The organism is Candidatus Obscuribacterales bacterium, assembly GCA_036703605.1.
Lineage (GTDB): Bacteria > Cyanobacteriota > Cyanobacteriia > RECH01 > RECH01 > RECH01.
In genome coordinates, this window is the sequence record DATNRH010000747.1 from 1 (window position 1) to 1,121 (window position 1,121).

Consider the following 1,121-nt stretch of genomic DNA (forward strand, 5'->3'; position numbering starts at 1 on the left):
ATTCAGGCTCTAGCTATGTGGTGTTTGGCAGTGATGCAGGGTTTAGTAGCACCCTCAATCTTTCTAACCTCACTGGTCTCAATGGCTTTCGTATCGATGGGGTAGCCGCAGATGACCGTTCCGGGCGTTCGGTGAGCAGTGCTGGGGATATCAATGGCGATGGCTTCGATGACCTGATCATTGGGTCATACCGTGCTGACCCCAACAGCAACACTGATTCAGGCTCTAGCTATGTGGTGTTTGGCAGTGATGCAGGGTTTAGTAGCACCCTCAATCTTTCTAACCTCAATGGCAGTAATGGCTTTCGCATTGATGGGGCGGTGACAAATGACTTTTCCGGTTGGTCGGTGAGCAGTGCCGGGGATATCAATGGCGATGGCTTCGATGACCTGATCATTGGGGCAACCGGTGCTGACCCCAACGGCAGCGATTCAGGCTCTAGCTATGTGGTATTTGGCAGTGGCAGTGAGTTTAGTAGCACCCTCAATCTCTCCAGCCTCGATGGCAGCAATGGCTTTCGCATTGATGGAGTAGCCGCACTTGACCGTTCTGGTTTTTCGGTGAGCAGTGCTGGGGATATCAATGGCGATGGTATTGATGACCTGATCATTGGGTCATACGGTCCCGACCCCAACGGCTCCTATTCAGGCTCTAGCTATGTGGTGTTTGGGCGTGTTAATCAAGCACCCACGATTGTGACCAATAGCGTGGTGAATGTGCCGGAAAACACCACGCTGGTCGTTGATATTCAAGCCACAGACGATAGCAATAGCGAGGGGAATGGCCTCACCTACAGCCTCAGTGGTGGGGCAGACCAAACGTTGTTTGCGATTGATACCACAACGGGTGTGCTGTCGTTCCTCTCCGCTCCAGACTTTGAAAATCCTCTGGATGCGGGCAATGACAATGGCTATGCCGTCGAGGTAACCCTCACCGATGCGGGTGGCTTAAGCACCGCTCAACTGTTTAACATCAACGTCACCAACGTCAACGAAGCGCCCACGATTGTGACCAATGGTGCGGTGAATGTGGCGGAAAACACCACGCTGGTGGTGGATATCCAAGCCACAGACGATAGCAGTAGCGAGGAGAATGGCCTGACCTACAGTCTCAGTGGTGGA

The 1,121-nt window shown here is 52.9% G+C and carries 1 protein-coding gene; it reads left to right on the top strand.

Annotated features, from left to right (window positions below; translation table 11 throughout):
* Positions 1-1,121: cadherin domain-containing protein (locus V6D20_15545; GenBank protein ID HEY9817195.1), on the top strand; the 1,121-nt coding region annotated here is incomplete at both ends.